Genomic DNA, 26,730 nt, shown 5'->3' with positions numbered 1-26,730 from the left:
ATTTTTGCAAGACTTCTCTGAAACTTGGATAAAAATATTTTCTCATTCGCATCCTGTGAATTTGATGGAAATTGATGGTGCATATATTACGAAAAATGCATGATATGATAATTCCAGAAGCAAAACACAACACAAAATGAACATCACAGGAGGAAATACGAATGAAAAAGAAAATGTTTATGTCAGCAGCAGCAGCTGCAGCTATTATATTCACAGGAGTAGGAGTTAACCAAGCAGAAGCAGCCAACTGTGATACTGTAAAACAAGTAACTTATCAAACTATGAATAAAGAGGATATGCAAAATGTCCTTAACCAATACTTAACTAAATACAATTTCACATTACCTGCAGCACAGGCACAACAAACACCAGTTCAAACACCAGTTCAAGAAGTTGGAACAACGAACCAAGCAAAACCTGAAGCAAAACCTGAAGCAAAACCTGAAGCAAAACCTGAAGCACCAGAAGTAACACCTGATAAATCTACTGATAAAAAAGCAGAGACAAGCTCTGAATTAAGTGCTTATGAACAAGAAGTTGTTAAATTAACGAATGCAGAACGTGAAAAACAAGGTTTGGCAGCACTTAAAATCGACACTAAGTTGAGCAAAGTTGCCCGTATCAAGTCTCAAGACATGAAAGATAAAAATTACTTTGATCACAATAGCCCAACTTACGGCTCACCATTCGATATGATGAAACAATTCGGAATCAGCTATACATCAGCTGGCGAAAACATCGCACAAGGTCAACAAACACCTGAAGAAGTGGTACAAGCTTGGATGAATAGCGAAGGACACCGTGAAAACATCATGAATCCTAGCTTTACTCATATTGGAGTAGGTTACGTAGCATCTGGTAACTACTGGACTCAACAATTCATCGGAAAATAATAGATTAATAGAAGAGTGCATCCCATTAACATGGGGTGTGCTTTTTTTGCACGCAATTGATCAATTACTTCTAATGGAATGGCATGATTTGAGCCATTGATTTTTGTAATGTGCCGAAACCTAATTGTATGGACTGGTGGTTGTTGGCAACAAGAGAAAGAAGGACCGCACCAGAAAATTAGTGTGGTCCCTTGAAGCCAAATCAAATCTCGGATACATCGATTTCTGAATACTGGGTATTGAAACTTTTTTGAAGGCGTATTTCCAATGTTGATTCTTTATATTGGGCAGATGCCCCTTTTTTCTTAACAAGAGCGGGCAGCGTTATGACATGCCGATCTGACTCCTCTGGAATCCCCTCAATGATGGATTGGTTAGAGGTATGGTAAAGTTTCATTTTCTTTAGCCAAGATTCATCTTCTATGGGAATTCTTACAAAGACATTTAAATGGGTTTCAAAAACATCTGCATGTAAAGGATGTTCGGATTTGGCATGTTCTTTTTGTGCCCCGCCTTCACTATGGTTCATCATACCTTGCATATTGTCAGGGATGACCTGTGAAAATACCTTTTCAATGAACGATTGTACATCACTTTGCTGCATATTTTTCATGAAGTCCTTTTGGTTCAGGTTATTTTTTAAAGAAAAAAGTGAATTCCAGGGAAACATATTGAATTCCTCTCTCCTGCTTATTGTCTGACAGGTTTATTTCTTATATTTTATGCAGGCTAAAGCCTATAGGTTCGTTTTTATAATTACTAAATTATAGAAAACGGGTCAAACTTATGTATAATTAAGTAAAATCCATTAGATAAAGAGGGTAATCCTGTGGATGAAAAAGTAGCTTTTATTACTGGTGGAGCAACGGGAATCGGCAAAAGGATGGCAATTTCACTTGCGGATAATGGCATGTCCATTATCATTACTTATCGAAAAAGTAACAAGGCAGCCTTAGCATTAGTGGATGAATTGCAGGAAAAGTACAATGTAAAGGCACTTGCGATTCAAGGTGACTCGTCGAGTGAGAAAGATTGCCGAAATATTTTGCAGTTGGTCTTGGAGGCTTTTGGCCATGTTGATATCTTCATTCATAACGCAGGGCCTTATATGCATGATCGCAAGCCCATGACTGAATATGGCAGTGATGAATGGAAGTACATCATGGATGGAAATTTAAATGGTTTTTTCTATTTTGCCAAGGAGCTTATTCCACAAATGCGCAGTAGAAGATGGGGCAGAGTCATCACTTTAGGGTTTGAGAGGTGTGAAACTGCACCAGGCTGGATATATCGTTCTGCTTTTGCCGCTGCAAAGAGCGGGTTGACCTCCTTAACTAGAACTTTGGCTGCCGAAGAAGCTAAAAATGGGATCACCGTGAATATGGTCTGTCCTGGAGATATCATAGGTGATTGGAAAGAAGAGGAAATTAGGGTCGCAAGAGGAGAAAAGGATGATACGGTTCCAGTCGGAAGACCAGGTACAGGGGAGGATATAGCGAGGGTCATCACGTTCCTATGTGATGAAAAATCAGATTTCATTACCGGTAGCGTCATACCGGTAACAGGAGCTAAGGATGTTCTTGGGAAATTATATAAAGCCTAGTGGTTTAGGGTAAAAAGGTGGGGCCGGTGTAATCCAGCCCCACTCTTTTTTATGCCATTTTTTTATACTTTACTTGCTGTATGAACCTTAAACGAGCAGCCAACCCTATCGCTCCGAGGGCCAAGCCGGAAATTAAGCCGATCCAATACCCAAAGGCTCCCATATCCGTATACTGTGCAAAGAAATAGCCAATGGGAAGCCCAAGAATCCAATATGAGACAAGGGACATCGCAAACGTGACATTTACATCTTTATATCCACGCAATATACCCTGTATAGGTGCCTGCAGGGCATCTGATATCTGAAAGAAGATGGCATAGATTAAAAAATGTGATGTCAGCATCATTACCTCATGATCTTTAGTGTAAACAGAGGCGACAGGTTCGCGGAAGAGGAATAGGATGGTCGACAAAACGAGCGACATCGTCAATGCCATCGAGATGCCAATCCAGCTGTACTCTTTGGCATCTTTATAACGGGATGCCCCAATTTCGAATCCAATGACGATCGTCAATGCCATGGATATACTTAGCGGCATCATATAAAGCAGTGAAGCAAAATTCATGGCAATCTGATGAGAAGCAATTGTCACGGTATCATACTTACTCATCAAAAGGGTAACGGCCGAAAAAATGCTAGTTTCAAAAAAGATGGCCAGACCGATAGGCACCCCAATCAATAATAGGGCACGCCATTCTTTCCAGGAAACCCGGAAAAATTCATTGAAAACCTTATATGTCGAAAATGGGTTGATTTTCACCACTACAATGATGGCAACCAGTGCAATTAACCAATAAGTAATGGCAGTAGCGTATCCGGAACCGACTCCTCCAAGTTCCGGGAATCCAAACTTCCCGTATATTAACAGGTAATTAAATATGACGTTAATTGGAAGTGCACACAAGGTAATGATCATGGAGATCCTCGTCTGCCCGAGTGCATCTATGAATGACCTCAACGCATTATAAACGAATAAAGGAATGATCCCGATAGAAAGGGCGATCAAATAATCATGCGCCACCCGGTGGACATTATCTTCAAGATCCATGGCATTCAATATGGGATTCAATGAAAACGCCCCAATGATTAAAATGACCAAGGCTAAAGCGACAGCTAAATAAATGGCCTGCATCACAGAATAGGAAACGGATTTGGACTGCCTGGAACCAACGAGCTGTGAAACCACCGGCGTTAAGGCAATCAATATCCCGCTTAGCCCCGTGTACACGGGTGTCCAAAGCGAACTGCCGATCGAGACGCCGGCAACGTCCTGCGTACTGTATTGCCCTGACATCATTACATCAAAAAAAGTCATGGCATATAGGCCGATTTGAGTTATCAGGATAGGTATCAATATATAAAATAACATACGGATCTTTTGCGATTCAGTATAAGTCTGGTTCATCAAAGTACCTCAATATAAATATTTGAAATTTTCAACACAATGAAAGAATTATATCACAGAAGCGCGTGATGTTTTAAGCTTTTATTTGAAATGAAAAAGACTTGCCGTTTTAGGGCAAGTCTTTTTGTCAGTCGCGCATGGATTCAAAATCATTCATGGCTTCTATATTTGAATCTTTTTGAAGAATGAAAGCCTGGGAAGGGATGGCAATTTGCACATCTTCCTGCTCTAATATCTCCATTATTTTAAAGTTCACATCTTCTTTTATTGATAAATATCCTCCAAAGTCAGTCGCATTCGTGAAGAAATAGAGGTAAAGGTTGAAGCCGGAATGACTAAACTCATCAAACTTAACAAGAATCGTTTCCGGATGTACTTCTGAATGATCAATCAGCATTTTTTCTATGTCTCTAATGATTTTTTCCAATTTTTCTTTTGGCGTTGTAACATTCACATCCAAATGGAAGGCAATCTGTCTTTTACCCATCTTTGACCAGTTAATGATCGGTTCATTCGAAAGGGTCGCATTTGGAACCGTAACTAAAGCTTGGGCGAAAGTCCGAACTTTGGTGCTTCGGAATGTGATGTCTTCAATGGTTCCCTCCACACTTGGAGTTTTGATCCAATCTCCTATTGTAAAAGGTTTTTCGGTGACGATGACGATACCCCCGAAAAAATTGCTGACGGTATCTTTAGCGGCAAGAGCGAAAGCCAATCCACCCAAACCAAGCCCTGCAACAAATCCATCGACATTAAAACCCCATTCCTCCGCAATAATGGAGGCACCAAAAGCGATGATGATTAACTTTATGATTTGCGTAAAGAACGGCATGACGATTTGATCGACTTCAAGTCCAAATTTACTTACTAATTTCGGAAATAAAATAGTTAAGATCGAACTGATATTGAAAATCGTCCAAAAGAATGAGAAGACAAAAAATGATCTGTATATTTTCAATCTTAATTCAGTCGAAGGCGAGTCAAGCGGGAAGTAGTGCATCGAAATAATAACACCAATCAAAACGATAAGCAATCTTACCGGCTGTTCGATAGCGAGCATTAAGTTTGCCGCAAATTCAACTTTACGTTTTTCTGCCATTCGAAGAAAGAATTTGAAAATATATTTAGTAAATACTTTCCGAAGCAAAAGGAAGATTAGAAAAATACCTATGGAAATTCCTAATTGGGTCCAGGCTTCGATTCCATCAAATTGATGGAGAGATTCAGAAACTTCTTGCAATGTATTACTCCTCCAATGTATCTTGTAGTATTGTAGAATACTAAGATTATAATATATTCATGTTAAAAAAGGAAAAAATAATCGATAATTACATTCATCATGGGATTTTAAGGTTCACTTACTGCATTTTGAAGTTATGAATGGCATGGATATATGGTAATATGGATGCAAAGTGATTTTTTAAGTTTGGAAGGTGGAAATATTGACTAAGAAAATAGTATTTACCGGAGGCGGTTCTGCCGGTCATGTATCTGTTAATGCAGCAATCATCCCGGAATTTTTGAAGCATGATTGGGATGTTACTTATATTGGTTCAAAAAAAGGCATTGAAAAAAATATCATCGAAACGGAATTTCCCGAGGTCCGTTATGAAACGATTTCCGTTGGGAAATTCCGACGTTACCTATCTGTTGAAAATATGAAAGACCCTTTCCGGGTCATAAAAGGGATTTTTGATGCACGAAAAATATTAAAAAAGACCAAACCTGATTTCATTTTTTCTAAAGGTGGTTTCGTTTCGGTTCCAGTCGTTTTGGCAGGCAGGATGCTGCGGATTCCGATTGCAATCCATGAATCGGATTATACCCCTGGTCTGGCTAATAAGATCGCGATGCCACTTGCATCGAAAATTTTCACTACCTTCCAAGAAACGGAAAAAGATCTTCCGAAAGAGAAGGCCATGTATCTTGGCGCTGTATTGCGCGATGGGATTTTTACAGGTAACGCTTCTGCTGGTAAAGCATTTTGTGGATTCACGAATAACAAACCGGTTTTACTCGTTATGGGCGGCAGCCTAGGAGCTGTAAAAATCAATAACTTGATTACAGATAACCTTGATGCCCTACTAAAGGAATACCAAATTATTCACATTTGTGGTAAGGGAAATGTGAAAAACGAATTGAAACAAAGGGGATATGCTCCCTTTGAATTCGTACATGAAGAATTATTCGATCTATTGGCTGCTGCTGATGTCGTCGTATCAAGGGCAGGTTCAAATTCAATATTTGAATTCCTAGGTTTACAAAAGCCTATGTTGCTTATCCCTCTAAGTGCCAATGCATCCCGTGGAGATCAAATCTTAAATGCTTCTAGCTTTGAAAAACAGGGATTTTGTAAAGTCATTCAAGAAGAGGATCTAAATGAGGGGATTTTTCATGCAACATTAGCGGATTTAGTGAATCAATCGGAAGGTTATCAGGAGAAAATGCGTCAAAAGCGCCCATTCAAAACGGCAGCGGAAATGTATGAATTATTACTTGAAGTAATGACTGCAAAAAAATAAGTATCAATCCCCTCATTGAAGCATATCTTTTTCGAACAGAGGAGGGGGTAGAATGGCTTATGAATATTCTAAAGGATGGTTCATTCAGCAATTAAAAGCCGCAGGGATTAACTATCATCCAATCGAGAAAAAAAAGCTGGAGCTGTATAAATCATATATTCTAAGACGTTTATATGAAGACCTGCAAAAGGATAAATCATAAAAGAACCGCAACGTCATTGACGTTGCGGTTCTTTTATAGAAAATGACTTATAAACGGAAAGAAACAGGAAATGAGGATACCTGCAATAGCCATTGCCGCACCTGCGACTGCCCCGGTAAACTCACTTTCCTGAGCGGCTTGAGCCGTTCCAAGGCCATGAGCGATCGTACCGTATGCGATACCACGCGCAAAGGGCATCGTAATGTTTAATTTATCCATCATTTTTGGAGCGATCATCGTACCCAGCACCCCAGTCAAAATGACGAAGGCTGCTGAAATATTAGAATTACCACCATAAAGTTCCGTGATTTCTACTGCGATTGGCACTGTAATTGATTTAACCGCCAATCCTTGGAGTATGAACTGCGGAAGTGAAAATGCTTTAGCAATGGCTAAGGCAATGATCAATGTGACCATAAGACCAAAAATCATGCCGCTGATTGCCGGCATTGCATATTTAACGATTATCTTCCTGTTTTTATAAAGTGGTACGGCCAAAGCAACGGTAGCTGGCCCCAAGAAATAGGTGATGATGTCTTTTCCCGGTGAATAATCTTCGAAGTTCAAACCGCTGATCAGCAGTACGAGAATGATTGTAACCGTACTGAAAAATACGGGCGTAGTAAAAGGTGATGGATGTTTAGCATATATTTTCCTTCCTATGTAATAGGAAAGGATGGTTATCAAGATGCTATATGTTGTGATGAGCGCTGTCATGCCGCTTAACCTCTCCTCTATTGGATAACTTTTGAACAGCCCAAGCCGAAACGATGAATCCAAATATCAGGCTGACTCCCAATGTAAGTGCCAATGGCAAACCGAATTCCATGAAAAGCCATCCCATGGTCATTAAACTGATTGAAATTGGAATGAAGAAAAAGGCTAGGTGCTTTACCAAAAATCCTGAAGTAAGATCGATCCACTCAACTTTTATAACCTTCATCTGTAATAAACTGAATAACAGAATCATGCCGATGACGTTGCCTGGAATAGGTAAATGAAGTAAAGTGGCTAAATAATAGCCGAGCTTGCAAATGATGAGCAGCATGATAAGCTGCACGATAAAAGCAAATGTTTTTTTCATGATTAGGTCCTTTCAATGACTCTTTGAATATATTTTGGAATGGGTCAATTGTATTCATTATAAAAAAATATCCCTGAAATGAATAGGGAATTGTAGTAATCTTTCCTAAACATCCTGTGAAAATGGAAAAAAGAGCTTTCCAATATTGGAAGCTCCTGACCATTATATGAAAAGATAAACAAAGCCATCTTAAAATGCTTTTCGTTTTATGCTTCAAGTAACTGCTGTTCGTCATCATCATGCTGTCTAAGGATATGAAAGGTGTATAAATCTTTCGGGATTTCATACAAATCGAAGATATCTCCTTCATGATTGATCTGATCATAGAGAGACTTTCTTGTTTCGTTGGCATTAACAGCATAGGGAAGCTTTTCCGCGGCTTTAATCGAGCGAATATTTTTTTTGCGAATACGCATGAATACTGTTTCCAAACCGAGCTCGAAAAAAAGCTCTTTAAAGAAAGCGTCCTTTGCAATGGCATTATACCCTTTCCCGTGAAAAGGCTTGCCAAGCCATGTGCCTAAGAAACCTGCACCATCTTCAATATCGTATAAAGAAATACAACCGATGGGATTTTCCCATTCATCCAAGATTGTTCGTGAAATGAGTTCCCCAGAATCTTCTGCCTCGATCGTTTGCTTAGTAATGAAAACATATTCTTCATATGAATCTACTTTATGGCGCACGAAAGGGAAGACATCTGGATGCGTCATTTGTTCATAAAGAGAAAAACAATCTGTGAAATCTCTCTTTTTTAACATTTCCGTCCCTCCGTTTGAGGGCAGTTCTTATGCGTAGTCGCTGCCCACCCTCGAAATTTTTTAAGTCGTTCATCAAAAAATTTCGGGGTGGGAATCGAACCCACTAGAACCGGAAACCGGTGGCGCACCATTTGCCTTCCCTATTTTTATTGTCAGAAATTATACAAATCAAAAGACCCTTACGAAGGTATAATACTAAAAAAAAATCGGTTTGGGAATAGGTTTTTTGCCTTTTTTTTTCGTCAAATTTCAACTTTTTTATGAAGGGTGAAATTTGAAGGCAAACGCTTGCTTTTTTTCATGAAAAACTGATTTCTTCGCCCGATTTTTCAAGGGTAACTTGATGCTTCCTTTAAAACTTCCCTGTGAATTGCATGAATAAAATGATTGCCCCGAGGGCCCATACATAAATGGAGAATATTTTCAGTGAACGCTTTTTTAAGAAATCGATCATCCATACTACAGCAATATAACCAAAGATTGCTGCGGCTAGGGTACCAACGAAAAGCGCAGTGACTGGAAGCCGTTGAACTTCTCCTGTAATTATTGGTTTCATCTGAAATATAATGCCCCCCGTAATGGCTGGAATTGAAAGCAAGAAGGAAAAATAAGCTGCCGTGGCCCTATCAAGCCTGCAAAAGAGCCCTGCGGCTATCGTTAGGCCGGAACGCGAAAGAGCAGGCATGATGGCAGCAGCTTGGAAAGTACCGATGATCAGGGCATCCTTAATGGAAATTTCATTAATTGACTTGCCACCTTTTTTTACACCGTCCGCTACCCATAAAATCAGCCCGGTCACTAAAAATTCCCAGCCAATGGTCACCCCTGTTTTTGAAAGGCCATCAAACCAATCCCCAAGTAAAATGCCGGCAATCACTGCAGGGATCGTCCCTGCAATGAGAAGCAGAGTCATTTTGGAGAAAGGGTTTTTCAAAACCGAAATAATGTCATTCTTGTAGACGACCAATAATGCCAGCAATGTACCGATATGGAGCATGGTATCAAGAAAAATGCCGGCCTCGTCAAGATGGAATATATGCCGTCCTAAATATAAATGTCCAGTACTTGAAATAGGTAAAAACTCAGTCAAGCCTTGAATGATTCCAAGGATGAAGGCTTGAAAATCGTTCAGCAAAAAAACATCACTCCATTCTAGAAGGTATGGGACAATCCATTATTTAATCTGTATGCACAAGACGGATGAACATGTTCGGATTTTTCGTTAAATGTATTGCCAATAGGGTTTCATGAAGAAAAGGCAGTCCATTTTTACTTTTTTCGAATATAATGAAAGGAAAATGAAACTATTTTTCAACTGATTCGTAATTATTAATATGAGAGAGGAGGAGAAGACACTATGCCTACTAAAGATGAGAAAGTGTTTGCTGCCCTTATTTATGTAATCAGCTTTTTTACAGCATTTATCGGTCCTTTAGTGATTTGGTTATTGAAAAAGGACTCGTCACAATTTGTGGATTATCATGGAAGGGAATACCTGAATTTTTTCATTTCCTACACTGTATATTCAATAGTTGCAGGGATACTTACTATAGTATTGATTGGATTCTTGCTATTGCCGGTTATCGGGATAGCTTTAGTCGTATTCACCATCATTGCTGCTGTAAGGGCTTATGAAGGAACGGATTACAGGTTCCCCTTAATTTTTAGGATTTTATAGAATGATGTAAAAGGATTCCGTATTTGGAGTCCTTTTTTATATGAACCATGTTGGGAATTGCCCTTCATTAAAAAGGGAATAGATCATATTAAAGCGAATAAAGTAATATGATAACAACTTCAATGCACTTTAGGAAGTGAAAGACGGGCGGCTTGTAGTACTGCTAATTAATGTTCGCTTAAGGCGGCAAACTTTCTTGTAAGGGGTGAGGAAAAGAGCAGAATATGAATATACGCGAATATTATCAAAAAACGAGCAATTCAAATTTCAATGCCTCTTGGATATCTCTTGTTTTGGCCGTTGTATTTTTCATTTGCCATATTTTTTCGTTGATACCTGGCAATATACTATTGATAACGTTTCCTTTTATTTTATTTAGTATTGTCCAATTTATCAGTCACAGGATATATGAAAGTAGAATTAAGGAATTGCCTGATGAATTCGTCGGGACGAATGCCGGGTTATTAAAAAATGAACATGTTTTATTGACTTTTATGCCAGCACCGACATTGCGGCTGCTTCTCTTTGCACCTGATGGATCTCTAATGGGCGAGATACGTGATTTGAATATGAAGTGGTTCATGTGGATGATTCCCAATTTCTTGTCGATGCTCCTGGCCAAGCGATATGAACTGGTGGACAATGAGGGGCGCTTGTTAGCCAAGTACCATATCAAAAGAGGGCTTTTCAATAAAATGACGATCATGGATGATCAAGGCGGCCTTATTGGATCGTATCAAGAAAATCGTTCATTCGTGAAGATCAATGGAATGATATATAAGGAAGACGGCACAGAATGGATGCCCATTCAAACGCCGGGGAGTGTGAATTCTTTTGAGATAGCCACAAAAGATGGGGAAAAGATCGTTTCATACCAAGAAGGTTGGATGCCTATGGAATGGGGGAGACGATTCAAGACAAATACCCCCATACTTTCTTTTTCATCCAATGTTGATGAAATCCCTAAAATCATCGTCTTTGGGTTTTGTGCAGCCACTCTAAATCATCGTTCAAATTGACTAGTGTTATCCTTTAGCAAATCCTTTTAATATTTGATATAATTATAGAAGGATACATAGATTGATTACATAATAAAAGGTGGTAAATATGAGTTTACTTAATGAGATTCTTAATTTTAATGAACAGTTTGTAGAAAAAGGTGATTATGTTAAGTATAGAACGGATAAGTTCCCTGAGAAACGTATGGTCATCATAAGCTGTATGGATACTCGGCTCGTTGAACTATTGCCAAAATCCTTGAATATCAAAAATGGCGATGTCAAAATCCTGAAGACTGCCGGGGCAATCGTCTCCCATCCATTTGGAAGTGTCATGCGGAGTATCCTGATTGCCATTTATGAGCTAAAGGCAGATGAAGTATTCGTCATACCTCACCATGACTGTGGAATGGCATCAGTAGATGCAGATTCTGTAGTAGGGAAAATGGTTGAACGTGATATTCCACAGAGCACCATCGATACCCTTGGAGCTGCAGGAATAGATATTCGCAGTTGGCTTCGCGGATTTGATGATGTTTATGAAAGTGTTAAGAAAAGTGTGGAAGTGATTAAAGGACATCCTTTAATACCTAAAAATATTCCTGTACATGGTCTTATCATTTCACCCGATACAGGGAAGCTGGAATTGATAGTCGATGGGTATGCGGAAGAACAAAAATAATATATTTATCGAAGCTGTCGGGATTATTTCCGGCAGTTTTTTTCAAATTTTAAGCCATACTATTTATTTTTATCCTTTTTTTTGATAAAATCGCGAAGTGTAGTTTGTCACTAATACAAACGGGTGGGCGAGGGATAAATTTTATAAGGATACAACATGAAGAAATTAAACTTGGAAGCGTTTTTCCATTTTTCAGACTATGGAACGAATGGAAAGCGTGAAATCCTTGCTGGAGTCGTCGGCTATTTTACGATAGTCTATATACTCATCGTGAATTCCCTGATTTTATCGGAAGCAGGCATACCAGTTAATGGTGCAGTGATTGCCACGATTCTTTTATCTGCTTTAAGCTGTGTCATGATAGGAATTTGGGCGAATGTCCCAATCCTCCTCGTTCCAGGAATGGGCGTAAATGCCCTTTTTGCTTATACCATGGTTCAAGGGATGGGTCTATCTTGGCAATCGGCGCTTGGTGCTGTGTTTATCTCAGGGGTTATTTTTGTAGTCATTGCTTTTACAAAATACTCTAAGTTAATCAGTGAGTCAATTCCAAGTTCGATAAAAGAAGCCATATCTGTTGGTCTTGGCTTGTTCTTGATGCTAATCGGTCTCGAGAAGGGCGGGATAATCACGGGAGGTTCATCATCTATCGTCGCATTGGGAGATTTAAGCGATCCAGCAGTGTGTGCAACGGTGTTAACCTTTTTACTGGCAATCACGCTATTCATCAAGAATGTCCCCGGTAACTTCATGATTACCATCCTGGCAGGTAGCCTTATTGCCTATTGTTTCGGGACGGTTCAACTATCGGAAATCCATTTTTCAGGCATAGACACAGCTTCCTACGGCGATCTCTTCTTTTCATTATCGTTCATGGAAGCGGACCGAATTGAATTCTGGATAAGTGTATTTGCGATGACGATGGTTCTTGTTTTTGAAAATATTGGTCTTGTACACGGGCATGTAGACAGTATCAACCGCCAGGACGCCTATAAAAAGTCGCTGCAGGCGACAAGTGTTTCCGTTTTATTTTCAGGTATATTCGGATCGAGCCCTACCGTTGCAACAGTTGAAACCGCAGCAGGAATCGCATCTGGAGGCAGAACCGGTTTTACTTCAGTGGTGACGGGTTTGCTATTCATTCTATCCTTGCTGTTTATACCAGTGATTAAAGTGATCCCTGATAGCGCCATTGCCCCCATTTTAATTATTATTGGCATTTTGATGCTCGGAAACATTAAAAAGCTGGATTTCAGCGATTTAACCGAGAGTATACCTGCAATCATGATCATCACGATCATTCCATTCACATACAGTATCGCGGATGGAATGGCATTCGGTTTCATTCTGTACCCGTTCTTGAAGCTTGTTACCGGAAAGGCGAAAGAAGTGTCAGCCCCGATGTATGTGAGTGCTGGAATGTTTATCGTCTATTTCATCATCAGTATGCTCGGTTAATATTATGGAAGAGCGGTTGGAATGAGTTCTCTCTTATTCCAACCGCTCTTCTTATTGTATATTTTTGACGAAAAAAATGGATTTATTGTGAATTACTCGATGACACATCCATTCTGAAAATGCTATGATATAGAATATTAAAAAATGATAAATGACTAGCAGCATATTAGAGGATGTGACAGGATGATTATTGAAGGTTTAAAAAGCCATGGATCAGGTAATGATTTCTTAATAATTGATGAATTGACTACGGCCTTGACGTTTACTGAAGAAGAGCGAAAAAATTTCGCGAAGGCCCTATGCAATAGGGAAAAGCTTGGAGCGGACGGTATTTTGTTTGTAATGGAAAGTGAACAGGCTGATTGCCGGATGCGTGTCTTTAATGCGGATGGATCGGAAGCTTCGATGTGTGGCAATGGACTTCGCTGTGTTGCGCGTTATGCGAACGACGTTCTAGGGCTCGATAAAATGATTGTGGAAACGATGAAGGCAAATCTACTCGTGGAGAAAACGGAAGATATTTATGAGGGCATCCCGACTTTCAAGGTGGAAATTTCCCCGGTAAGTTTTAATGTAAAGGATCTTCCTCTTGTATTAGCAAAAGAACAATTGCTAAACGAACCAATGCCGGAACTTCATGATACCCTTTTATTTTCGGCATTGGCGGTTCCTAATCCACATTTAATCACTCTCGTCGATAGTGACGTTTTGCAAAGTGATTTGCAGGCAGACCTTTCGACAAAGGTCAATCAACCGAATGCGCTTTTCCCTGATGGTGTCAATGTCAGCTTTGTGAAAGAGCTTGAACCAGGGAGCATTTATGTGCGGACATTTGAACGGGGAGTAGGCTTCACTAATGCATGTGGAACGGCGATGTCAGCATCAAGCCTAGTAACATGCTCTGTTGGAATTAACTCGTTGGAAAGTGAAATATCTGTCTATAATAACGGTGGAAAAGTTAAATGCGTCGTCCATCATGATGAAGAAAGCCAAAAGTATTCAATAGATTTAATCGGGAATGCAACATATGAATTCAAGGTATTGATTGAAATAAACTTAGATCAGCCCGAAAAATTCAAAATGCTTGAAAAACAGGTTTTTGAATCGGAAACAAGCTTATACTCCAAGCTGCAGGATGAAGTTCAAAGTTATTTGAAAACGACATTATAAATTGAAAGACCAACAATTAGTTGGTCTTTCAGACTGTAGACAAACTCGAGGAAAACGAGTTTGTCTATTTTTTATGAGTTGTACAATTTGGCCGTTGATTTCCACTCCAGGCACTCGCTTTCCGCGGGCGGTCGGGGAGCCTCCTCGGCTTTCGCCTGCGGGGTCTCCCCTAGACGCGCTTTTCCCGCAGGAGTCTCGTACCTTCCGTTCCAATCAACTTTGTCTTATCTTTTAGATAAACACTTTTGCCCTGAGTCGCTTTTGTTTTAAAATAGAAGTATTAAAACTTGAGGTGATGAGGATGCTTTCGAAACATGACTCTATTCAGCGAGATCAACTTGAAATGATTACGTTAGATCAACTGGTGCCACCGAACCATTTGGTTCGTAAACTAGAGGCTGCCATTGACTTCACTTTCATTTATGACTTGGTGAAAGATATGTATTCAGAGGTAGGACGCCCAAGTATTGATCCAGTTATTTTAGTTAAACTGACATTCATTCAATATACCTTCGGTATTCGTTCCATGCGTAAAACGATTGAAGAAGTTGAAACTAATATGGCTTACCGTTGGTTCTTAGGCTATGGTTTCCATGATAAAGTACCTCATTTCTCTACGTTTGGGAAAAATTATGAGCGACGCTTTAAAGATACAGACCTGTTTGAACAGATTTTCTATCGCATTTTAATGACAGCTGCTAATAAAAAGTTAATAAGTGCTGAACACGTTTTCGTGGATTCCACACATGTGAAAGCCAGTGCGAATAAACGGAAATTTGAAAAGAAAATCGTTCGTAAAGAAACACGAGCGTATCAAGGGCGTCTTCAAGAAGAAATCAATCGAGATCGTGAAAACCATGGAAAGAAGCCTTTTCCATCAGATAAATTTGATAAAGAAGAGACCAAAGAGATTAAAGAAAGTACAACGGATTCTGAGAGTGGCTACTATGTGAAAGATGAACGAACAAAACAGTTTGCCTATTCATTCCACGCGGCCGCAGACCGCAACGGTTTTGTATTGGGAACGATTGTAACACCTGGAAATATACATGACAGTCAGATCTTAGAGCCACTAGTTGAACAAGTGATTGAGAAAATTGGAAAACCGGAAGCCGTTGCCGCAGATGCAGCTTATAAAACACCAGCGATTACAAGCTACCTATTTAACAAAGAAATCATACCGGCTTTACCTTATACACGTCCTCGCACCAAAGAAGGATTTTTCCGCAAACAGGACTATGTATACGATGAACATTTTGATTGTTACCTTTGTCCTTCGGGAGAGCTATTAAAGTACTCAACAACCAATAAAGAGGGCTATCGCGAGTATAAATCACCCAAACACACTTGTGCGACATGCTCATTTTTATCTCAGTGTACAGAAAGCAAAGACCATCAAAAAGTGGTGACACGGCATATTTGGCAAACACATGTGGAAGAAGCAGATCATCTGCGTCATCATCAAGATGTAAAAACTATATATGCGAAACGTAAAGAAACGATTGAGCGTGTATTCGCAGATGCAAAAGAAAAGCATGGTATGCGTTGGACAACTTTAAGGGGACTTAAAAAATTGTCGATGCAGGCGATGCTTACTTTCGCTGCCATTAATTTAAAGAAAATGGCCAATTGGACATGGGGAGGTCCAAAAATGGCCTAACATAGTGGGCTCGTAGAGCCCCAATCTCCTAACTTCAGGCAAAAATTCAAAGGGAATCTTAAAAAGGGGTTCGGAATTTTTTAATTCCGAACCCCTTTTGTCTACAAACTGAAAGACCAACAATTAGTTGGTCTTTTTTTGTTTTAGGAACGACAATACTTCCAAAAAGGCTGGGCCATTATCGACAAGTCTGTAATCCATAAATGGACACCCTTCCCTTTTTAATCTGTTTGGTACGGTTTCAATCGTATAGTCCTTCAACTGGAGACTTTCGTCCACTTCCTTCCAAAACAAAGGTGTGGCCACACCCGCGAAAGAATTTCCGCGTGGGGAATAAGGAACAATTATGGTTTTTCCTTCACTATGCTGCACAAAGTCCAAGTAAAGTCGATTATGCCGATTTATTTTCATTCTTTCCGTTGTAAAATCATTTGGGTTGGAACTGGTTAGGTAGTCGCCGAGAAAGTCGGTGAATATGCGTGTCTCCTGATAAGTAAACCTGTCATCAGGCAGAGGGATGTGAATTTGCAGTCCTTTGTTACCTGACGTTTTTACAAAAGCCTTTATCCTTAATGATTCCATCACTTTTTTAATTTCCTGTGCGGCCTTTATCGCCAATGAGAAAAATTCGATGGAAGGAGGGTCTAAGTCCAGGACGATTTCGTCTGGTCTTGTTTTACCCGCTTTCTGAAATGGGGCATGGAATTCCAATGCAAGTTGATTACCAAACCAAAGAAGCGTTTCAATATCGTTACACAGCATATACTCGATATCCACATCCATGAACGTTTTAATAAAGGCCGGCGCATAATCAGGTTTGTTTTTCTGGAAAAATCTTTCTTTATCCATAGTGCCATGAGGATAACGGATTGTCGTAAGCAGTTTATCCTTTAAGAAAGGTAAGAAGAAGGATGAAACCTCTCTTAAATAATGGAGGTATTCAACTTTTACCACCTTTTTTCTACCAGTTATCCAAAGCGGTTTATCCTTGGAGGTTATTTGTACAGTATCTGGAAACGTGTACTGGCCTATCACGAATTTCTCCCAGGTGCATTCTTCGGGAGCCGTTTGTAAAAGCCATTGCGAAAACTGAGGTTCACGCAATTCATTTTCCTCATATACGTGTAGGAATTGAACTTCGATGCAAATGGATGGATGGATATAAAAAAATTGTGCATCTTCATCTGATGCATTTTGCTTGATCAGCTCATGCAATATCCTTTTATCTTGAGCACTCAGTCCATTTTTAACACTTCCGATTTTCGTTGCGGCACCTTCTTTTAAAACTGCGAGGGAAACGTAACCATTTTCTTTGTGCAATGCTGTAATGAAACAAGAAACGGTCTTCCAATTTTTCACTTTGATCCAAGATGAAGTACGTTTTCCTTCTTGCCAAGTACCCCGAACTTCCTTAGCGACAACCCCTTCGCCATCTAATAGGATGACCTTATTCAAGGCATTATCCAAAACGTCAAAACTCTCAATTAATTGGATCAAAGCCTTATCGTTGGGGTCAGGCGGCATAGGAAAACCAAGTGCTTCACCCATATTCAGCATGAATCCCCTTCGTTCTTCCATAGGTTTAGCAGCTATGTCTTTTCCGTTGATGCGAATCAGGTCAAACGCAATAAACCGGCATGGCGAAAAATGAGCTTTTTCTGAAATTAAGGATTGTTTCCCAAGGCGCCCTCGCCACTGTATTTGGAAAAAGTCGGCCTTTGCTTGATTGGTAAGCCAAACCAACTCTCCATCTAACTGTAGCGGGAGATAATCTTCCAGGTCCAAATTTTTGATGTAAGCAATGATTTCTGGGAATTGTGGTGATAATTCCTTCTCGTTTCGACTCGAGATGCTTATCGTATCGGAGTCTATCGTTAAAATTGCCCTAAAGCCGTCATATTTGACCTCATAACGCCAATCTTTGGAGGTGGGGGCTTCAGGGTAATAGGTTGGCAGCATTGGTTTCATTTAGTTTTACCTCCGCAAATAATTGATTAACATTATTTTGCCAAAAAAACGAAGTGTTAGTGTTGGCAATTGTTTTTTCGGTTTTTTTTGAACAAAGGGGAATAATAAAATTGTTCTTCTCTTTAAAAATAAGTTATGAGGTGACGAATATGCATACGATGTGGAAGGGGAGCATATCATTCGGTTTGGTGAACATTCCGATTAAACTTCATGCTGCAACGGAGGATAAGGATATTTCTTTAAGGACGTTGCATAAGGAATGTCATTCACCGATTAAATACGAAAAAGTTTGTCCGGTATGCCAGAAAGAAGTGGGTAAGGATGATATAGTCCGCGCTTTTGAGTATACAAAGGGAAAATTTGTTGTCTTGGAAGACAATGAACTAGAGCAACTGAAAAAACAAAACGAAGAAAAAGCCGTGGAAATTGTGGATTTCGTTAAAATAGAAGAAATAGATCCCATATATTTTAACCGGAGTTATTACATGTCGCCTAATGATGGAGGGATAAAGGCTTATTCCCTTCTGAGGCAGGCCCTCAAGGAATCGGATAAGGTAGGGTTAGCGAAAATAATCATTCGCTCAAAAGAACAAATGGCGGTAATTCGAGTCGTTGATAATACCTTGGTGATGGAAACGATCCATTATCCGGATGAAGTTCGCTCAACAGCGGATGTACCGAATATCCCTGCTAATGATACCATTGTAAAAAAGGAAATAGATACTGCCGTGTTATTGATAGATCAATTAACGACTACTTTCGATCCGGCAAAATACACCGATGACTATCGAACCGCATTACTTGAATTGATTGAATCGAAGAAAACGGGACAAACGACGATTACAGCCAAAACAAAAGAGCCAGTTTCCAACAATGTAACAGATTTAATGGAGGCTTTACAGGCATCCATTGACCGAACGAAACATGATGAACCGGAAAAGAAAAAGACGGCCCGAAAGAAAGCGGCACCGAAAAAAAAGAAACAAGCATAAAACAGGAAGCTGAGCGGAAGACGCATTATGTCGCTCGGCTTTTTGCTCGTTTTAGCCAAGGGAATGGCAAGATTATGAAAGACTTTACAAAGAAATAATTCGTTAAAATTACATAAGTAATGCATGTACAAATAGGTATTGGATCAAGATGTGATCCGATTAATGGGATTAAAAGAAAATAGTGGATGCAAATGAAGGCAAAAAAATTCGCTCCCTAAAGAGCGACAATGAGGAATTCAATCGTGAAAATCAACATATAGGCGAACGGTTGTAGTTTTCGACTATATATTGTGTTCATATTCTACCATATTTAATTCTGAAATAGCAACAAAATTACTAAACTATCCTATGATTTTTTCTGGAAATCAATGATATTCGACCGCTTAACGGATCATGGGGGATTTTGTGTTCCGATCCACTATATTCTCATAAATAATTACAGAAAAAATGGATTTTTAGTATAATTTAAACATATGGGATGATATAAATTAAAATGAACGGAAGATGATGTTAAAAATGGAAAATGGAAAAATCAAATCGCTTCATGCCGGAAGGCCCAAACAGGAAAATTTTTCAAATATCGATATCTTTTCAGCCATGGATAAACAAGCACGGGATAATGTGATAGTAACTAGATCTGGCATAATTGGTGATGGGGTAGGTAATGTAAAGTTCCATGGAGGTCCTGATCGGGCTTTGTGCTTTTACCCCTTTGAGCATTATTCATTATGGAATGAAAAATTCTCTAAAAAGCTGGATATCCCTGCATTCGGTGAAAATTTAACCATAGCGGGGATGACGGAGGTATCAACATATATCGGCGATATTTATCAAATAGGCGAAGTGATTGTTCAAATTAACCAGGGGAGGATTCCTTGTTCGACCATTTCCCACTTCAATCAAGAACCTAAGTTTTTGGAACTCGTGCTAAAAACGAGTTTCACTGGTTATTTTGCAAAAGTACTTCAAGAAGGAACGATAAATAAACAAAACGAAATCGTGCTAATAGATCGTTTGCAAGAAAAAATTTCAGTTCATTATGCAGCAGAGGTGATCCTTCATAAACGAGATGGGCTGGAAGGCGCAAACGCTTTACTTAAACTGGATTCGTTAGCGGAAGACTGGAAACAAAGGATATTAAAGAGAGTTCAAGCTGCAAAAGATTGAATGATTTTTGCAAAAGTGAAAAAAATGACGATCAGGTATTGAAATTGACAGATTATTAATGTAAATTAAATATAATCAAATTTTGAAATCTTGTGAAAATTATATAAATGGATCTTATCGAGAGAGGTGGAGGGACTGGCCCGAAGAAACCTCAGCAACCAGCTTAGGCAAAGGTGCTAAATCCAACAAGCAGAGCTTGATAGATGAGGAGAATGTTTCAAAAAACCTTCTTCTTTGAGAAGGTTTTTTTTCTTTTCTCTCATACTCATAGAAAACGACAAAAACAGGATTGTTTTTGAGAGAGGATGTAATGATGAATTTTCGTAAAGAAGTGAAAGAAAGAATGCTGGTTGGGGAAGGGGCAATGGGGACCTTACTGTACTCTAATGGCATCGATCAATGTTATGAGGAATTAAACTGTACGAACCCAGATCAAATAGTGTCCATCCACCGTGCCTATTTGGAAGCTGGTGCAGATATCCTTCAATCGAATACCTACGGTGCCAACTTCAACAAATTGAAACGCCATGGACTAGAAGATGAAGTAAGCAGAATCAATCGCCAGGGAGTCATCCTTGCTAAAAAAGCGGCAAAAGGAAAGGCATATGTCTTCGGTACCATAGGGGCACAGCGGAGTATCAGGAAATCGGATTTAAGCATTGAAGAGATAAAGCGAGGTTTTCGAGAACAGCTATACAGTCTGCTGATGGAAAATCCTGATGGGATTCTCCTAGAAACATTCTATGACCTGGAAGAACTTGAAACCGTCCTGCAAATCGTTAAAAATGAAACTGGACTGCCGATCATCGCAAATGTTTCGATGCATGAACTGGGTAATCTTCAAAATGGAATCCATTTAAATGAAGCCTTTCAAAAACTTGAGCAATTGGGTGCCGATGTTGTTGGGGTGAATTGCCGTCTCGGTCCACATCATATGATTAGGGCCTTGGAAGAAGTAAGTTTGCCAAAGCAAGCGTCGATTGCCATTTATCCTAATGCCAGCCTTCCGGATTATGTGGATGGAAGGCTTGTCTATAAAGCTGTGCCGGAATATTTCGGTTCAAGTGCCCTCGAACTGCGTGAGCAAGGTGCCACGATCATAGGAGGCTGCTGTGGAACGACTCCTTTGCATATTCAAGCTGTAAAGAATGCAATTGGAAGTTTGGTACCAGTAAAAGAGAAAATTACCAAAACCCGTGAAATAGAAATAATTGAAGTGATTGATAGAGAGTTGGAAATCCCACTTTACGAAAAGGCCAAAACTGAAAGGACGATACTAGTTGAACTTGATCCACCGAAAAAGTTGGGAATAGAGAGTTTCATGACTGGTGCTGAGGTTTTGAAAAAAGCAGGGGTCGATTCAATTACATTAGCGGATAATTCACTTGCTTCACCAAGGATATCGAATGATGCACTGGCTAATTTACTGAAGAACCAATTGAATGTAACGCCGATGGTGCATATAACATGCCGGGATCGAAATTTAATTGGCCTGCAGTCACATTTAATGGGTCTGCAGACAGTGGGGCTGAATGAGTTATTGATCATCACCGGAGATCCTTCTAAAATTGGGGACTTCCCAGGTGCCACTTCGGTTTATGATTTATCGTCGTTTGACCTGATAAGTATGGTCAAACAATTTAATGAAGGACTTTCCTATTCCGGTCAAAGTTTGGGCCAACGGGCAAATTTTAAAATTGCCGCCGCTTTTAATCCCAATGTGAAATATCTGGATAAAGCTGTTCAGAGAATGGAAAAGAAGATTGCATGTGGTGCTCAATCCTTTTTGACACAGCCAATTTATTCGGTTGAGCAGATTGAAGAGGTATATGAAGCTACAAAACATTTAGAGACCCCGATTTTCATCGGTATCATGCCCTTGACAAGCACACGGAACGCCGAATTCATCCATAATGAGATCCCAGGCATCAAATTGCCTGATAATGTTAGAAGGGCTATGGCTTTAGCGGGGGATGACCCTGTAAAGTCAAGGATTGAAGGGGTGAATATCGCACGAGAGCTAGTGGACGCGGCAAGGGAAAAATTTAAGGGCATATATTTAATCACACCGTTCCTTCGCTATGAAATGACGGCGGAACTTACGAAATATATTAGAAAAGTCGATAGTAAACAAACATCAGAGGTGGCAGTACATGAATAAAAAAGCGATTCAAGAACAGTTGGATACTAAGATTCTCCTTCTTGATGGAGCGATGGGGACCATGCTCCAAGCGGAGAATTTAACAGCAGAGGATTTTGGCGGGGAACAATTCGAGGGCTGCAATGAGTATTTATCACTGACACAACCAGAAATCATCCAATCCATCCATGAAAAATATTTAGCAGCAGGCGCTGATATCATCGAAACAAATACCTTCGGAGCGACAAGCATCGTGCTTGAAGAATACCAAATAAGCACAATCGCTTACAAGCTTAATAAAATTTCAGCCGAGCTTGCCGTTAAAGCATGTGAAAAGTATTCAAATGAAGATTGGCCAAGATATGTGGCTGGCTCGATGGGTCCCACTACAAAAACGCTTTCCGTAACAGGGGGAACGACTTTTGATATTTTAACCGATTCCTATGAAGAACAGGCACTTGGTCTCTTGGATGGTGGGGTGGACTTGCTATTGGTGGAAACCTGTCAGGATATGCTTAATGTCAAGGCTGCCTTTTCTGGAATCAAAGCAGCCTTCGCTAAAACAGGAAAAGATGTGCCTGTCATCATATCAGGTACGATCGAACCGATGGGCACGACACTCGCTGGCCAGTCCATAGAAGCTTTCTATTTATCGGTTGAACATATGAAGCCCGTGGCTGTCGGCCTGAATTGTGCAACAGGTCCGGAGTTCATGATAGACCATATCAGGACACTTGCAGATATAGCAAATAGCGCCATCAGTTGTTATCCGAATGCTGGGCTCCCGGATGAAGAGGGTCACTATCATGAGTCACCGACTTCCCTTGCGGAGAAAATGAAGCAATTTGCCGAAAAGGGATGGGTCAATATCATTGGGGGCTGTTGTGGTACGACACCAGAGCATATTAAAGAACTTTCCAGGGTCCTCGAAGGCATTCAGCCCCGTGCTATTACGACCTCAGCCCATGGTCATGCCGTATCAGGCATAGAGCCGCTCATTTATGATGATTCAATGCGCCCTTTATTCGTTGGTGAGAGAACGAATGTTATCGGATCTCGAAAATTCAAGGAGCTGATTCGTGGAAAGCATTACGAGCCAGCCGCTGAAATTGCACGTGCCCAGGTGAAAAAAGGCGCCCATGTCATTGATATCTGTCTTGCTGATCCTGATGGGGATGAACTTGGCGATATGAAGGAGTTCGTAGAAGAGGTCGTCAAAAAAGTGAAAGTCCCTTTGGTCATCGATACTACAGATGAAGCCGTACTTGAACAAGCATTAAAACATTCACAAGGAAAGTCCATCATTAATTCCATTAATCTTGAAGATGGTGAAGAACGCTTTGAAAAAATTGTACCATTCATCCATCAATATGGTGCTGCCGTTGTCGTAGGAACGATTGATGAAATTGGGATGGCCGTCGATGCTGAACGGAAATTGGAAGTGGCTACACGGTCGGTGGATTTGCTTGTCAATAAATATGGTCTAAACAAAAGTGACATCATTTTTGATCCGCTGGTATTTCCTGTAGGGACGGGAGATGAACAATATATCGGATCTGCTTTAGAAACGGTGAAAGGAATAAAGGCAATCAAAGAAAAGTATCCGGAATGCTTAACGATACTTGGCATTTCGAATGTTTCATTCGGTCTGCCAGCAAGGGGAAGGGAAATTCTAAATGCCGTTTTCCTTTACCATTGTACAAAAGCAGGTCTCGATTATGCTATCGTTAATACAGAAAAACTTGAACGTTTCGCTCTGATACCTGAAGAGGAAGTGAAATTGGCTGAGGCACTCCTATTTGAGACATCTACAGAAACTTTAGGTATCTTTACCGAGTTCTATCGTGGTAAAAAAGCGGAGAAGAAGGATAATGGTGTTATCCTGCCATTGGACGAACGTTTAGGTAACTATATTATCGAAGGAACGAAAGAAGGATTAATTGATGATTTAAATAAAGCAATTGAGCGCGGTGATACCCCATTGGAAATCATCAATGGACCATTGATGGATGGGATGAGTGAAGTGGGTCGGTTATTTAACGACAACCAACTTATTGTCGCAGAAGTGCTTCAGAGTGCAGAGGCAATGAAGGCGGCTGTATCTCACCTTGAACCGCTAATGGAAAACTCTGAAGATAGCGCTAAAAAAGGAAAAATCCTCTTAGCTACTGTCAAGGGGGATGTACATGATATCGGGAAAAACTTAGTGGATATCATCCTATCCAATAATGGCTATGAAGTCATTGATTTAGGTATCAAGGTCGCACCGCAACAAATCATTGAAGAGGTTCGAAAACATGAGCCAACCATCATTGGCCTATCTGGGTTACTGGTTAAATCAGCACAGCAAATGGTTTTAACCGCACAGGATTTAAGGCAGGCGGGAATAGATACCCCTATTTTAGTGGGAGGGGCAGCGCTATCCCGTAAATTCACCGATTTTAAAATATCACCAGAATATGAAGGACCTGTTTTATATTCCAAAGATGCGATGGATGGTTTAGCTGTAACGAATATATTACATGACACTGACAAAAAAGTGGTGTATTTAAAAGAGTTAGTCGAGAAACGAGAAAAATCGAAAGTCAATGCCGCCATTGCTGCCACGATGGAAAAACCTGTTCGGAAGCAGTCTGCAGCTGCGCCCTTGAGTAATGTGCCTGTTCAAAAACCGCGTGATATCAAACGTCACGTCCTGAAAAACTATCCATTGGATGTAATCCAGCCATACATTAATAGGCAAATGCTGATTGGACATCATTTGGGCTTAAAAGGTAAGCTCGCCGAATTGCTAAAGCAAGGGAATGAAAAAGCAGTGCAGCTGAATGCGCTTGTTGATGAATTGATCGAATTCTTAAAGACGGAACCCGACTACGGCTTGCATGCAATTTATCAATTTTTCCCTGCTCAAAGTGAAGGAGACAAACTATTGGTTTACAACCCGGAAAATCACCTGGAGATATTGGAGACTTTTGACTTTCCTAGGCAAGATACCAATCCGCACCTTTGTTTAGCGGACTTCGCGAAACCGGTTTCCTCCGGACAAATGGATTATGTTGGTTTCTTCCTGGTAACCGCCGGAAAAGGGATCAGAAAATGGGCAGAAAAACTAAAGCTTGAAGGTGATTTCTTGAAAAATCACGCCCTTCAATCACTTGCTCTCGAAACGGCTGAAGGGTTTGCGGAAAGAATTCATCAATTAATGCGTGATGATTTAGGTATAAGCGATCCGATTGAAATGTCTATGAAAGAGCGGTTTGCCGCTAAGTACACCGGGCAAAGATTTTCATTTGGCTATCCAGCTTGTCCTAATCTGGAGGACCAGGAAAAGCTATTCCGCCTGTTACAACCTCAGGATATTGGCGTGGAATTGACTGAAGGATGCATGATGGAACCTGAGGCTTCCGTTTCAGCCATAGTTTTTGCACATCCGGAAGCTCGTTACTTTAATGTCGATCGGTAAGCATATGGATAAGGCAGCGGTATTTTTTACCGCTGCCTTATTGCGCATGAAACCTCTTGAATGGTACATCTTAATGGTCAAAAGGAAGGGGATGCAGCATATGAAGAATCCGCTTAAATTATTTCTCACCATAGTATGTTCTTTCATTATTTTTTTGTTATTGACGGATGTGCTGGCCATTCATGTACATGCAATGGTTCCCGAAGAGATGGAACCGATCCTAAAAAGTAAGGAAAATCAGAAAGTCGCTTATTTGACTTTCGATGATGGACCTTCTTTGAATACGATGGAGATATTAGATATTTTGGACCGCTATCATGTTAAGGCCACATTTTTCGTTAAAGGTAACGAAGAACCATACGCAAAGGAATGCTATCAGGAAATGATTTCCCGAGGTCATGCGATTGCCCTTCATTCTTATACACATGATTATTCCATCGTTTATCGATCGACCGAGAGCTTCTTTCAAGATTTGAATAGGCTTGAAACCATGCTGCAAAAGGAGTTTGGGGTTAAAAGCCGTATTGTACGCCTTCCTGGCGGTTCCAATAATCGTCTTAGGCATCAGGCTGCAACTAAACCCATCATTAATGGAATCCTTCAACAACTAATGGAAAAAGGGTATATTTATTTCGATTGGACGATTGATTCGACAGATGGGATCAGTCCATCAATAAGTGAACAACAAATCATTACTTCCGTACAAAAAGGCACGAAAGATCAAAAGCAAGTTAATATCTTGCTGCATGATATCAATAGTATGAAAAATACAGTGAAGGCATTGCCTGATATTATTGAATATCTTAAAAAAGAAGGGTATACCTTTGATACTATTGACGAGACAACCCCAAAAATACAATTTAATTGATGAACACATTGTTTAT

Annotated in this window: 23 protein-coding genes and 1 riboswitch; of the genes, 15 read left to right on the top strand and 8 right to left on the bottom strand. The window is 40.1% G+C overall.

Going from position 1 to position 26,730, the window contains the following annotated elements:
- The first annotated feature begins 161 nt into the window (after nt 1-161).
- Complete coding sequence (locus tag UP17_RS14115) at nt 162-893, top strand: CAP domain-containing protein (RefSeq protein WP_061463568.1); 732 nt, start codon at nt 162-164, stop codon at nt 891-893.
- Nucleotides 894-1,095: 202 nt separating this feature from the next.
- On the opposite strand, the gene UP17_RS14110 is transcribed toward UP17_RS14115, so the two are convergent.
- On the bottom strand, nt 1,096-1,563 hold the full coding sequence (locus tag UP17_RS14110; RefSeq protein ID WP_061463567.1) for a hypothetical protein: 468 nt from the start codon (nt 1,561-1,563) through the stop codon (nt 1,096-1,098).
- Between the two features lie 159 nt (nt 1,564-1,722).
- Between UP17_RS14110 and UP17_RS14105 the strand changes: the two genes are divergently transcribed.
- Nucleotides 1,723-2,496: an SDR family oxidoreductase gene (locus tag UP17_RS14105; protein ID WP_081108831.1), complete on the top strand. Its 774-nt coding sequence runs from the start codon at nt 1,723-1,725 to the stop codon at nt 2,494-2,496.
- 49 nt (nt 2,497-2,545) lie between these two features.
- Here UP17_RS14105 and UP17_RS14100 read toward each other — a convergent pair whose 3' ends face one another.
- Together UP17_RS14100 and UP17_RS14095 are read right to left on the bottom strand one after the other, a co-directional pair.
- A complete protein-coding gene (locus UP17_RS14100; protein ID WP_061463566.1) occupies nt 2,546-3,901 on the bottom strand; it encodes an MATE family efflux transporter in 1,356 nt (451 codons plus the stop codon).
- Nucleotides 3,902-4,028: 127 nt separating this feature from the next.
- Nucleotides 4,029-5,141 (bottom strand): mechanosensitive ion channel family protein, encoded by a 1,113-nt coding sequence (locus UP17_RS14095; protein ID WP_250211672.1) that lies wholly within the window; start codon nt 5,139-5,141, stop codon nt 4,029-4,031.
- Nucleotides 5,142-5,334: 193 nt separating this feature from the next.
- On the opposite strand from UP17_RS14095, the gene UP17_RS14090 reads away from it, so the two are divergent.
- Nucleotides 5,335-6,423 carry an undecaprenyldiphospho-muramoylpentapeptide beta-N-acetylglucosaminyltransferase gene (locus UP17_RS14090; RefSeq protein ID WP_289320223.1) on the top strand — a complete coding sequence of 363 codons (1,089 nt, stop codon included), beginning with the start codon at nt 5,335-5,337 and terminating at the stop codon, nt 6,421-6,423.
- 52 nt (nt 6,424-6,475) lie between these two features.
- Nucleotides 6,476-6,625 (top strand): DUF2639 domain-containing protein, encoded by a 150-nt coding sequence (locus UP17_RS26635; RefSeq protein WP_081108830.1) that lies wholly within the window; start codon nt 6,476-6,478, stop codon nt 6,623-6,625.
- A gap of 33 nt (nt 6,626-6,658) precedes the next feature.
- Here the strand turns inward: UP17_RS26635 and UP17_RS14085 are convergent, their stop codons facing one another.
- From UP17_RS14085 to UP17_RS14070, 4 genes are all read right to left on the bottom strand, one after another.
- On the bottom strand, nt 6,659-7,342 hold the full coding sequence (locus UP17_RS14085; protein WP_081108829.1) for an LrgB family protein: 684 nt from the start codon (nt 7,340-7,342) through the stop codon (nt 6,659-6,661).
- On the bottom strand, nt 7,317-7,709 hold the full coding sequence (locus UP17_RS14080) for a CidA/LrgA family protein (RefSeq protein WP_061463564.1): 393 nt from the start codon (nt 7,707-7,709) through the stop codon (nt 7,317-7,319). The genes UP17_RS14085 and UP17_RS14080 overlap by 26 nt, the downstream gene beginning before the upstream one ends.
- Nucleotides 7,710-7,915: 206 nt before the next feature.
- Entirely contained in the window at nt 7,916-8,470 is a 555-nt protein-coding gene (locus UP17_RS14075) for a GNAT family N-acetyltransferase (RefSeq protein WP_061463563.1), read from the bottom strand.
- Between the two features lie 352 nt (nt 8,471-8,822).
- Nucleotides 8,823-9,602 carry an undecaprenyl-diphosphate phosphatase gene (locus UP17_RS14070; protein ID WP_061466109.1) on the bottom strand — a complete coding sequence of 260 codons (780 nt, stop codon included), beginning with the start codon at nt 9,600-9,602 and terminating at the stop codon, nt 8,823-8,825.
- 225 nt (nt 9,603-9,827) lie between these two features.
- On the opposite strand from UP17_RS14070, the gene UP17_RS14065 reads away from it, so the two are divergent.
- The 6 genes from UP17_RS14065 (at nt 9,828) to UP17_RS14040 (ending at nt 16,116) form a co-directional block, all read left to right on the top strand.
- Complete coding sequence (locus UP17_RS14065) at nt 9,828-10,148, top strand: DUF4870 domain-containing protein (protein ID WP_061463562.1); 321 nt, start codon at nt 9,828-9,830, stop codon at nt 10,146-10,148.
- Nucleotides 10,149-10,372: 224 nt separating this feature from the next.
- Complete coding sequence (locus tag UP17_RS14060; protein WP_061463561.1) at nt 10,373-11,167, top strand: hypothetical protein; 795 nt, start codon at nt 10,373-10,375, stop codon at nt 11,165-11,167.
- A gap of 88 nt (nt 11,168-11,255) precedes the next feature.
- Nucleotides 11,256-11,828 (top strand): beta-class carbonic anhydrase, encoded by a 573-nt coding sequence (locus tag UP17_RS14055; protein WP_061463560.1) that lies wholly within the window; start codon nt 11,256-11,258, stop codon nt 11,826-11,828.
- Between the two features lie 156 nt (nt 11,829-11,984).
- Nucleotides 11,985-13,286, top strand: a complete 1,302-nt coding sequence (locus UP17_RS14050) for an NCS2 family permease (protein ID WP_061463559.1) — start codon at nt 11,985-11,987, stop codon at nt 13,284-13,286.
- A gap of 183 nt (nt 13,287-13,469) precedes the next feature.
- Nucleotides 13,470-14,456, top strand: a complete 987-nt coding sequence (gene dapF, locus UP17_RS14045) for a diaminopimelate epimerase (RefSeq protein WP_061463558.1) — start codon at nt 13,470-13,472, stop codon at nt 14,454-14,456.
- A 301-nt stretch (nt 14,457-14,757) separates the two neighbouring features.
- On the top strand, nt 14,758-16,116 hold the full coding sequence (locus UP17_RS14040; protein WP_061462809.1) for an IS1182 family transposase: 1,359 nt from the start codon (nt 14,758-14,760) through the stop codon (nt 16,114-16,116).
- Between the two features lie 123 nt (nt 16,117-16,239).
- On the opposite strand, the gene ligD is transcribed toward UP17_RS14040, so the two are convergent.
- On the bottom strand, nt 16,240-18,084 hold the full coding sequence (ligD, locus tag UP17_RS14035; RefSeq protein ID WP_061463557.1) for a DNA ligase D: 1,845 nt from the start codon (nt 18,082-18,084) through the stop codon (nt 16,240-16,242).
- 149 nt (nt 18,085-18,233) lie between these two features.
- Here ligD and UP17_RS14030 point away from each other — a divergent pair, with 149 nt between their 5' ends.
- The 5 genes from UP17_RS14030 (at nt 18,234) to UP17_RS14010 (ending at nt 26,714) form a co-directional block, all read left to right on the top strand.
- On the top strand, nt 18,234-19,076 hold the full coding sequence (locus UP17_RS14030; RefSeq protein ID WP_061466108.1) for a non-homologous end joining protein Ku: 843 nt from the start codon (nt 18,234-18,236) through the stop codon (nt 19,074-19,076).
- A gap of 516 nt (nt 19,077-19,592) precedes the next feature.
- Nucleotides 19,593-20,243: an MOSC domain-containing protein gene (locus UP17_RS14025; RefSeq protein WP_061463556.1), complete on the top strand. Its 651-nt coding sequence runs from the start codon at nt 19,593-19,595 to the stop codon at nt 20,241-20,243.
- A gap of 111 nt (nt 20,244-20,354) precedes the next feature.
- A riboswitch (SAM riboswitch) is annotated at nt 20,355-20,453 on the top strand.
- Between the two features lie 103 nt (nt 20,454-20,556).
- On the top strand, nt 20,557-22,404 hold the full coding sequence (locus tag UP17_RS14020; RefSeq protein ID WP_061463555.1) for a bifunctional homocysteine S-methyltransferase/methylenetetrahydrofolate reductase: 1,848 nt from the start codon (nt 20,557-20,559) through the stop codon (nt 22,402-22,404).
- Nucleotides 22,397-25,846, top strand: a complete 3,450-nt coding sequence (metH, locus tag UP17_RS14015) for a methionine synthase (RefSeq protein WP_061463554.1) — start codon at nt 22,397-22,399, stop codon at nt 25,844-25,846. The genes UP17_RS14020 and metH overlap by 8 nt, the downstream gene beginning before the upstream one ends.
- Complete coding sequence (locus tag UP17_RS14010; RefSeq protein WP_061463553.1) at nt 25,833-26,714, top strand: polysaccharide deacetylase family protein; 882 nt, start codon at nt 25,833-25,835, stop codon at nt 26,712-26,714. The genes metH and UP17_RS14010 overlap by 14 nt, the downstream gene beginning before the upstream one ends.
- The last annotated feature ends 16 nt before the right edge of the window (nt 26,715-26,730 follow it).

Origin of the sequence: Peribacillus simplex (assembly GCF_001578185.1) — a bacterium.
GTDB lineage: Bacteria > Bacillota > Bacilli > Bacillales > DSM-1321 > Peribacillus > Peribacillus simplex_A.
The sequence above is the reverse complement of the archived record's forward strand: the minus strand, read 5'-3'. Positions and strand labels throughout refer to the sequence as shown.

What these genes read in the sequence shown, in the direction of transcription:
- UP17_RS14115 (WP_061463568.1), top strand. Translation starts at nt 162, where the DNA reads ATGAAAAAGAAAATGTTTATGTCAGCAGCAGCAGCTGCAGCTATTATA.
- UP17_RS14110 (WP_061463567.1), bottom strand. Translation starts at nt 1,563, where the DNA reads ATGTTTCCCTGGAATTCACTTTTTTCTTTAAAAAATAACCTGAACCAA.
- UP17_RS14100 (WP_061463566.1), bottom strand. Translation starts at nt 3,901, where the DNA reads ATGAACCAGACTTATACTGAATCGCAAAAGATCCGTATGTTATTTTAT.
- UP17_RS26635 (WP_081108830.1), top strand. Translation starts at nt 6,476, where the DNA reads ATGGCTTATGAATATTCTAAAGGATGGTTCATTCAGCAATTAAAAGCC.
- UP17_RS14085 (WP_081108829.1), bottom strand. Translation starts at nt 7,342, where the DNA reads ATGACAGCGCTCATCACAACATATAGCATCTTGATAACCATCCTTTCC.
- UP17_RS14080 (WP_061463564.1), bottom strand. Translation starts at nt 7,709, where the DNA reads ATGAAAAAAACATTTGCTTTTATCGTGCAGCTTATCATGCTGCTCATC.
- UP17_RS14075 (WP_061463563.1), bottom strand. Translation starts at nt 8,470, where the DNA reads ATGTTAAAAAAGAGAGATTTCACAGATTGTTTTTCTCTTTATGAACAA.
- UP17_RS14065 (WP_061463562.1), top strand. Translation starts at nt 9,828, where the DNA reads ATGCCTACTAAAGATGAGAAAGTGTTTGCTGCCCTTATTTATGTAATC.
- UP17_RS14060 (WP_061463561.1), top strand. Translation starts at nt 10,373, where the DNA reads ATGAATATACGCGAATATTATCAAAAAACGAGCAATTCAAATTTCAAT.
- UP17_RS14055 (WP_061463560.1), top strand. Translation starts at nt 11,256, where the DNA reads ATGAGTTTACTTAATGAGATTCTTAATTTTAATGAACAGTTTGTAGAA.
- UP17_RS14050 (WP_061463559.1), top strand. Translation starts at nt 11,985, where the DNA reads ATGAAGAAATTAAACTTGGAAGCGTTTTTCCATTTTTCAGACTATGGA.
- dapF (WP_061463558.1), top strand. Translation starts at nt 13,470, where the DNA reads ATGATTATTGAAGGTTTAAAAAGCCATGGATCAGGTAATGATTTCTTA.
- UP17_RS14040 (WP_061462809.1), top strand. Translation starts at nt 14,758, where the DNA reads ATGCTTTCGAAACATGACTCTATTCAGCGAGATCAACTTGAAATGATT.
- ligD (WP_061463557.1), bottom strand. Translation starts at nt 18,084, where the DNA reads ATGAAACCAATGCTGCCAACCTATTACCCTGAAGCCCCCACCTCCAAA.
- UP17_RS14030 (WP_061466108.1), top strand. Translation starts at nt 18,234, where the DNA reads ATGCATACGATGTGGAAGGGGAGCATATCATTCGGTTTGGTGAACATT.
- UP17_RS14025 (WP_061463556.1), top strand. Translation starts at nt 19,593, where the DNA reads ATGGAAAATGGAAAAATCAAATCGCTTCATGCCGGAAGGCCCAAACAG.
- UP17_RS14020 (WP_061463555.1), top strand. Translation starts at nt 20,557, where the DNA reads ATGAATTTTCGTAAAGAAGTGAAAGAAAGAATGCTGGTTGGGGAAGGG.
- metH (WP_061463554.1), top strand. Translation starts at nt 22,397, where the DNA reads ATGAATAAAAAAGCGATTCAAGAACAGTTGGATACTAAGATTCTCCTT.
- UP17_RS14010 (WP_061463553.1), top strand. Translation starts at nt 25,833, where the DNA reads ATGTCGATCGGTAAGCATATGGATAAGGCAGCGGTATTTTTTACCGCT.